Below are 8,018 nucleotides of genomic sequence, written 5' to 3' on the forward strand. Positions count from 1 at the left end.
CGGTCGAAGGTATGAATGTCGTCACGCCGACATTCCAGCCCTATGTGGTGCCGCTGACACTGGCCATCCTGGCGATCGTGTTTGCGGTACAGCGGTTTGGCACCGGCGGCGTAGGATTGGTGTTCGGGCCCGTTACCGCGCTGTGGTTCCTGGCCATCGGCCTTTCCGGCCTCAACCACATCATGGACGACCCGGAAATCCTGCTGGCAATCAGCCCGCATTACATCGTGTCGTTCCTGGCCAACTCGCCCGAAGTCGCCTTCGTCACGGTTGGTGCGGTTTTTCTCGCCGTCACCGGCGCTGAGGCGCTCTATGCCGACCTCGGCCATTTCGGGCGCAAGCCGATCGTGCTTGCCTGGCTGGCAATCGTGTTTCCTTGCCTGTTGCTCAACTATGTCGGGCAAGGCGCCTTCGTCCTGGCGAATGGCGGTGTCGTCGGTCATCCCTTCTTCGAGATGAACGAAGGCTGGATGCTCATCCCGATGGTGGTGCTGGCGACGGCGGCGACCGTGATCGCCAGCCAAGCGGTGATCTCCGGCGCCTTCTCGCTGACCAGACAAGCGGTGCAGCTCAACATGCTGCCGCGTTTCGTGATCCTGCATACGTCGGAAAAACAGTCGGGCCAAATCTACCTGCCGCGCGTCAACCTGCTGCTGGCGCTGGTGGTGATGCTGCTGGTGGTCGGCTTCGGTGAATCGAGCAGACTGGCCTCGGCCTACGGTATTTCGGTGACCGGCAACATGCTGGTGACGAATATACTGCTTTTTGTTGTGATGACGCGCATCTGGAAGTGGCCGCTCGGCGTCGCGGTCGCCTTGATGGCGGTGTTCGCCTTCGTCGATACCGGCTTCTTTGTCGCCAACATAGTCAAGGTGTTTGAAGGGGGCTGGTCCTCGCTTGCCATTGCCGCAGTTATTGTGCTCACCATGTGGACCTGGATCCGCGGCACCCGCTATTTGTTCGAAAAGACGCGCCGGAACGAGATCCCGCTGGATTTCCTTGCCGGCAACCTGCTGAAGAAGAAGCCGCATCTGGTGTCGGGCACCGCGGTGTTCCTGACCAGCGATCCACTGAGCGCGCCGACCGCGCTGATGCACAGCCTCAAGCACTACAAGGTGCTGCACGAGCAGAATGTCATCCTTTCGGTGGTGACGGCACCGCAGCCGGTCGTGCCCGACAGCGAGCGCGTCAAGATGGAGACGGTCAACGCGCTGTTCATGCGGGTGACGCTGACCTTCGGCTACATGGAGCAGCCTAACATTCCGCGCGCGCTGGCGATCTGCCGCAAGCAGGGCTGGAAGTTCGACATCATGACGACATCCTTCTTCCTGTCGCGGCGCTCGCTCAAGGCATCGCCCAATTCCGGAATGCCGGTCTGGCAGGACAAGCTGTTCATCGGCCTGGCGCGCTCGGCGGCCGATGCGACGGAGTATTTCCAGATCCCAACCGGACGTGTCGTCGAGATCGGGACGCAGGTGGCCGTTTAGGCATGCCGCGGTTGAGCAGAATCAATTGGCATTTCCCGAGCCGGTGAATGCCTGACCGGGCGGAGGCCAACAATGCTTGCGCCCAACTTGGGTCCGGTTTTCCCGGCCCGAAGCTTCCGGCCCCAAAGCCGTCCCTTTACGCCTGCGATCATTCCCGTTCCCCATTGTCTTGCCGACCCACCAGTCGAGATGCGCTGAAACGACCTCGCAGGGCAGCAACTTATTCATTTGAACGTAATCGATGTGCCGCAAAGTCCTTTGTAAGATTGGCTTCACTGCCCTGCTAATCCTTCCACTCTCTAATTATCTGAAAAAACAGCCCCAATTTCTATCCCCTTTCTCTACCAGGGTGGCACGAGATTTGCTTCAATAGCTAACAGGCTGCGGAGTTGTATTCGTGTCGCGAGGCACAGCGAAGGAAGGAAACAACTTGCCAGATTTGCGACCGAAAACACTTTATGTGGCCGGTAGGGCATTCTGGAACATGCAACGCAGGCGGCAGTACCGCGCAGAAGTGGCAACATCACGGTAGTACGCGCCCCCGGCTCGGCTGCGGAATAAAAAGGATAGTGCTATGATTGTGCGTAGCCTGCAGGATGTTGAAGCGACCGATCACTTCGTCGATTGGGGCAATGGTACTAGCCACCGCCTTCTGACCGATAAGGACGGCATGGGCTTTAGCATCTGCCACACCGTAGTGCGCGCTAACACGGTCTCGCTTCTGCAATACCGTAATCATCTCGAAGCCTGCTACTGCATCGCCGGAGAGGGCGAGGTCGAGGACATGGACGGGAATGTCTTCCCCATTCGCAAGGGCGACATCTATGTGCTTGATAAGCATGACAAGCATCTTCTGCGCGGGGGCCGAGACAAGGACCTGATCCTCGTAAGTATCTTCAACCCGCCCCTCAACGGAACCGAGCGCCACAGTCTCGACGACCCGGCAGGCTCGGCATATTGAACAAAATAAACCAACGACAGATATCAAACCGCCGCTCAATGCGAGGAACATCCACCTTAGCGACCCAACACCATCCGCACCGCATTCCGCCGACCTCAGCGGAAAAATTGTTTGTTATCTCGTTCACATCGGCTCCGCTTTCTCATTGGTCTTCATTGATAAACGGGGGCTTTCCACGAAGGGTCCCTACCTACGCGGCCGCAAGCGGTGACAGTGATATGTTCCAGGCTCCGCTTGCTTCGGCGAACACATCGGGGAGATTCTGGAAGGCTTGTGCCGATTGAAAGCGCGCTCAAAGGGACGATGTCCGGCGATGTCGGATAAGCCACATAGCAGTGTTCTTGCTATCATATTCATTGCGAACGATTTCGCCTTTGGCACGATGCATGCGTGATCCTCTAAAAAGGGGCACGGACTGAGGAGAAGTCGTCCGCTGACCACGCTCACCGGAAACTCAGACGAGGGAACGGTGGCAACTGCGATACTGTCGGCGACGGTATTGGTGACGGAGGGAGCTTGGCGGGACACTGCAATCTTGATGAAGGTGGTCGCCTTCCGATATTAAGCGATGATGAGGTGCGGAGCATAACTGCCGCCCATGAGAAGCTGGCCCCTTCACAGTATTTTTGGCGACAGCGGCTAGAGCAGTTTAAAACATCGCAGCTTCCCTTCGTGTCGTCGTCCGAGGCTAAGACGGCGCCCAGATGGCAGTCGAGTTCGGGCGTCATTCCAAGTGCTTTGGCCAAGCTGTCGCCATTCGATCGCACGGAATACTTGGTAACGGCTTGGCTGATCTATCTCGCCCGCATCACGGGAGAAGCAGAGCTTCAACTGGGATGCACGCCTGCATGGGATAGATCGCAAGCCAGTTCGAAAGCGGTGGAGATGCTTATCGCCTCTGTCGTGCCGATCGAAGTTACCATTGATCTTGCACATAATTTTGAGGAAGTGCGCGGGGCGGTGGTGGCCGAATTCGCTCGGCTGACGGAGCACGGCAGCTTCGCGCGGGATCTTATCGCGCGCTGCCCGACATTGCGAGGTGTGGAGGCACTACGATCACACCAGCCCTGGTCGATTGGCATTACGATTACAGATAGCTGTTCTGCCGCTAGCGATCTAGCTTCGAACGCGAGTTCTGAGACAACCCTGTCCGGTGATTTGCTGACATTCGAGCCTTGCACTCTGGATGGGAGCTTTCGATGGCACTTTGATGCAAGTCGATTGGCACCGACGCAGATCGACCGTATGACGCAGCATTTGCAAACATTGTTGTGTGGCGTGATGGCCGATGCGGGGCAGCCGGTCGGCCGCATCGATATCCTGCCGGCCGCCGAGCGCACCTATCTGCTGGAGGATCTGAACCGGACGGCGGCCGATTATCGTTCGAACCGATGCATCCATGAGTTGTTCGAGGCGCAGGTGCGCCAGGCGCCGGAGGCGGTGGCGGTGGTCTGCGACGACGAGCGCCTGAGCTACGGCGAGCTCAATGCGCGGGCCAACCGGCTGGCCCATCATCTGATCGCCCTTGGGGTCAAGCCGGATCAGCCGGTGGCGATCTGCCTGGAGCGCAGCCTGGCGATGGTGGTGGGGGTTTTGGCGATCCTCAAGGCGGGCGGCGCCTATCTACCGCTGGACCCGGCCTATCCCAGCGCGCGGCTGCGGCAGGTTGTGGACGATGCCGCGCCGCGGCTGCTGGTTTGCGATGGGGCCGGACGGGCAGCACTCGGCCCCGAGGTGCTGACCAATGTGACGGTGGTCGATCTGGATACGGCCACCCCGGCCTGGGCCGAGCGCGCGCCTTCGGACCCGGACCCGCGCACGCTTGGCCTCACATCACGCCATCTCGCCTATGTCATCTACACTTCAGGCTCTACCGGAACGCCAAAGGGCGTCGAAATGTCCCACGGGTCGCTTGTGAACTCGCTCGCGGGGGTTGGCACGTCAAAACTTTGCACACTTCAATTCGCGACCCTGAACTTCGATGTGTCCTCCCAGGAATTGTTCATTTGCTGGAAGGAGGGTGGACTGCTCGTGCTCTTGCGGGAAGAAACCCGCAAGGACTTCTCCGACTTGCTCGAGTTCGTGAAGGGGGAGGCGATCGAGCGGCTTTTCCTTCCATTCGTAGCATTGAACCATTTTGCGGAGGTCTGGGGCGGGCAGCAAGTGCAACTGCCCTCTCTAAGTGAGATCTATACAGCGGGTGAGCAACTGCAGGCCACTCCAGGGCTTAAGGCGTTCTTCGAAGCACATCCAAAGGCGAGATTGATCAATCAATACGGGTCGACAGAAATCAACGTCATTGCCGAGCACCGGCTTGCGGCTGACCCATCATGTTGGCCCCAACTGCCTCCCCTCGGCCGTCCGATTGCGAACACGCGGGTGTACCTGCTTGACGGCCATGGCGCGCCTGTGCCGTTCGGGGCGGTGGGCGAGCTTTACATTGGCGGCGCAGGCGTTGCGCGTGGCTACCTGAACCGGCCCGAGCTGACGGCGGAGCGGTTCATCGCCAGTCCCTTTGTGGAGGGCGACCGGCTGTATAAGACTGGCGACCTGGGGCGTTATCTGCCGGACGGCAATCTGGAGTTTTTGGGCCGCAACGACGAGCAGGTGAAGATCCGCGGCTTCCGCATCGAGCCGGGCGAGATCGCGGCGCGGCTTTGCGAGCATGCCTGGGTGCGTGAGGCGGTGGTTGTGGCGCGCCAGGACCGCGCCGGCGACAAGCACCTTGTCGCCTATGTCGTGTGCGGACCCGAGGCCGGCTCGGACGGGGACGATGGCGGCGCGCTTGCCGGCGCCTTGCGCGCTCATCTGGGTGCGCGGCTGCCCGACTACATGGTGCCGTCGGCCTTCGTGCGGCTGGATGGGCTGCCGCTGACACCGAACGGCAAGCTCGACCGCCAGGCGCTGCCGGCGCCGGCCGACGAGGCCTATGCGCACGCCGCCTATGAAGCGCCGCAGGGCGCGGTCGAGACGGCGCTGGCCGGGATCTGGGCGGAGCTGCTCGGGGTCGAGCGGGTCGGGCGCCACGACAACTTCTTCGAGCTCGGCGGCCACTCGCTGTTGGCCGTGCAGCTGATGGAGCGGCTGCGACGGCTGTCGCTCGGGGTGGAGGTGCGCACCCTGTTCGCCCGGCCGGTGCTTTGCGATCTGGCGGCAAGCCTTGGCAGCCATCACGAGGTGGCGGTGCCTGCCAACCCGATCACCGAGCAGAGTGCGGGGATTACGCCGCAGATGCTGCCCCTCATCGAGCTTGGGCAGGAAGAGATCGACCGGATCGTCGCCACGGTGCCGGGCGGGGTCGCCAACATCCAGGACATTTATGGCCTGTCGCCGCTGCAGGACGGCATCCTGTTCCATCATCTGCTGGCGACGAAGGGCGATCCCTACCTACTGGTCTCGCAGATGGCGTTTGCCGAGCGCGGCCTGTTGGAGCGCTATCTTGGCGCGGTTCAGCAGGTGGTGGACCGGCACGACATTCTGCGTACGGCCTTTGTCTGGGAGGGGCTGTCGAGCCCGGCGCAGGTGGTGTGGCGCAAGGCGGCCCTGGAGGTGACCGAGGTCGAGCTGGATGAGGATGGCGGTCCCGGTTCCGAGCAGCTGAAGCGCCGGTTCGATCCGCGCCGGCACCGCATCGATCTTGGCCGGGCGCCCTTGATGCGGGTTGTGATCGCGCGCGAGCCCGGCAGCGGGCGCTGGCTGCTGCTGGAGTTGCAGCACCATCTGATCGGCGATCACACGACGCTGGAGATCATGCATGCCGAGGTGCGGGCCGTGCTCCAGGGTCGCGGGCATGAGCTTGCCGCGCCGCAGCCGTTCCGCAATCTGGTGGCGCAGGCGCGGCTGGGGGGCGATGCCAAGGCGCATGAAGAGTTCTTCCGTTCGATGCTGGCCGACATCGACGAGCCGACGCTGCCGTTCGGGCTCAGCCAAGTGCATGGCGACGGCAGCGGGGTCGGCGAGGCGCATCGGATGTTGCCGCAGGCGCTCAACGATCGGCTGCGGGCCCAGGCGCGGCGGCTGGGGCTGAGCCTGGCCAGCCTTTGCCATCTGGCCTGGGGCCAGGTGGTGGCGCTGAGCAGCGGCCGAGAGCAGGTGGTGTTCGGCACGGTGCTGTTCGGCCGCATGCATGCGGGTGCGGGCGCCGACCGCGCCATGGGCCTGTTCATCAACACCCTGCCTGTGCGGCTCGACCTCGACGGCACCGGAGTTGAGGAAAGTCTGCGTCTCACCCATGCCCGTCTGGCCGAGCTGCTCTCACACGAGCATGCCTCGCTGGCGCAGGCGCAACGCTGCAGCGGCGTTGCGGCGCCGGCGCCGCTGTTCGGCGCGCTGTTGAACTACCGCCACAACACGCCGGCGGCCATGGCCGGCTCCAGGACGGACGATGGTCTGTCCGGCGTGGAATGGCTGGGCAGCGAGGAGCGCACCAACTATCCGCTGACCCTGTCGGTGGAGGATTTTGGCGAGGCGCTCGGCCTCACCGCACAGGTGGTGGAGCCGATCTCTGCGGATCGGGTCTGCGGCTACATGCAGCGGGCGCTCGAAGCGCTGTCGGAGGCATTGGAGCAGGCTCCCGACAGGCCGGTGCGCGCGCTCGACATTCTTCCGCCCGAGGAGCGCACCTATCTTTTGGAGGAGCTGAACCGGACGGCGGCGGACTATCCGTCGGGTCTTTGCATCCACGAGCTGTTCGAGCAGCAGGTGCGCCAGGCGCCCGAGGCGGTGGCATTGGTGCATGAGGACGAGGCGCTCTGCTATGGCGAGCTCAACGCGCGGGCCAACCGGCTGGCCCATCATCTGATCGCCCTTGGGGTCAAGCCGGACCAGCCGGTGGCGATCTGCGTCGAGCGCAGCCCGGCCATGGTGGTGGGACTGCTGGCGATCCTGAAGGCGGGCGGCGCTTATGTGCCGCTGGACCCGGCCTATCCCTGCGCGCGGCTCAACCAGGTGCTCGCCGATGCCGCGCCCAAGCTGCTGCTGGCCGATGCGGCCGGCCGGGCCGCGCTCGGCCCTGAGGCGTTGGTCAATGTGACGGTGGTCGATCTGGAGGACACCCCGGTCTGGGCCGAACTGCCTGCTGCGGATCCCGAGCCGCGCGCCCTTGGCCTCACCGCGCGCCATCTCGCCTACATCATCTACACCTCGGGCTCCACAGGGACGCCCAAGGGCGTCATGGTCGAGCATCGCGGAGTGGTCAATCTGGGGCTGGCTCAGATCGGACTGTTTGGCGTTGGTTCAAACAGTCGAGTGGTGCAGTTCGCCTCCTTCGGTTTTGATGCGAGTGCCTGGGAAATGATTATGGCGCTTGGCTCCGGCGCTGCCTTGCATTTGCCTGCGGATGAGCTCCGCCAGGCGAGTGCCGAACTCTCGGATTACCTGCGGAGTGAATCGATCACCCACGCGACATTGCCTCCGGCCTTACTGCAGGCAAGCATGGGCGGGTGTTGCGCGTGGCTACCTGAACCGGCCCGAGCTGACGGCGGAGCGGTTCATCGCCAGTCCCTTTGTGGAGGGCGACCGGCTGTATAAGACTGGCGACCTGGGGCGTTATCTGCCGGACGGCAATCTGG

3 protein-coding genes are annotated in these 8,018 nt (G+C 62.6%); all 3 read left to right on the plus strand.

What is annotated here, in order from left to right; all coding sequences use genetic code 11:
* A partial coding sequence (locus tag EOA33_RS16710) for a potassium transporter Kup (protein ID WP_145989171.1) occupies positions 1-1,487 on the plus strand: 1,487 nt, incomplete at its 5' end.
* A gap of 574 nt (positions 1,488-2,061) precedes the next feature.
* The gene (locus tag EOA33_RS16715) at positions 2,062-2,448 is read left to right on the plus strand and encodes an ectoine synthase (RefSeq protein ID WP_127406093.1); all 387 of its coding nucleotides are present in this window, start codon (positions 2,062-2,064) and stop codon (positions 2,446-2,448) included.
* Between the two features lie 738 nt (positions 2,449-3,186).
* Complete coding sequence (locus tag EOA33_RS16720) at positions 3,187-7,977, plus strand: non-ribosomal peptide synthetase (protein ID WP_245482347.1); 4,791 nt, start codon at positions 3,187-3,189, stop codon at positions 7,975-7,977.
* Positions 7,978-8,018 lie beyond the last annotated feature (41 nt).

Source organism: Mesorhizobium sp. M4A.F.Ca.ET.050.02.1.1 (assembly GCF_003997725.1).
Lineage (GTDB): Bacteria > Pseudomonadota > Alphaproteobacteria > Rhizobiales > Rhizobiaceae > Mesorhizobium.

Bases quoted from the DNA above. Each gene is read 5' to 3' on its own strand.
- EOA33_RS16715 (WP_127406093.1), top strand. From the start codon at position 2,062: ATGATTGTGCGTAGCCTGCAGGATGTTGAAGCGACCGATCACTTCGTC.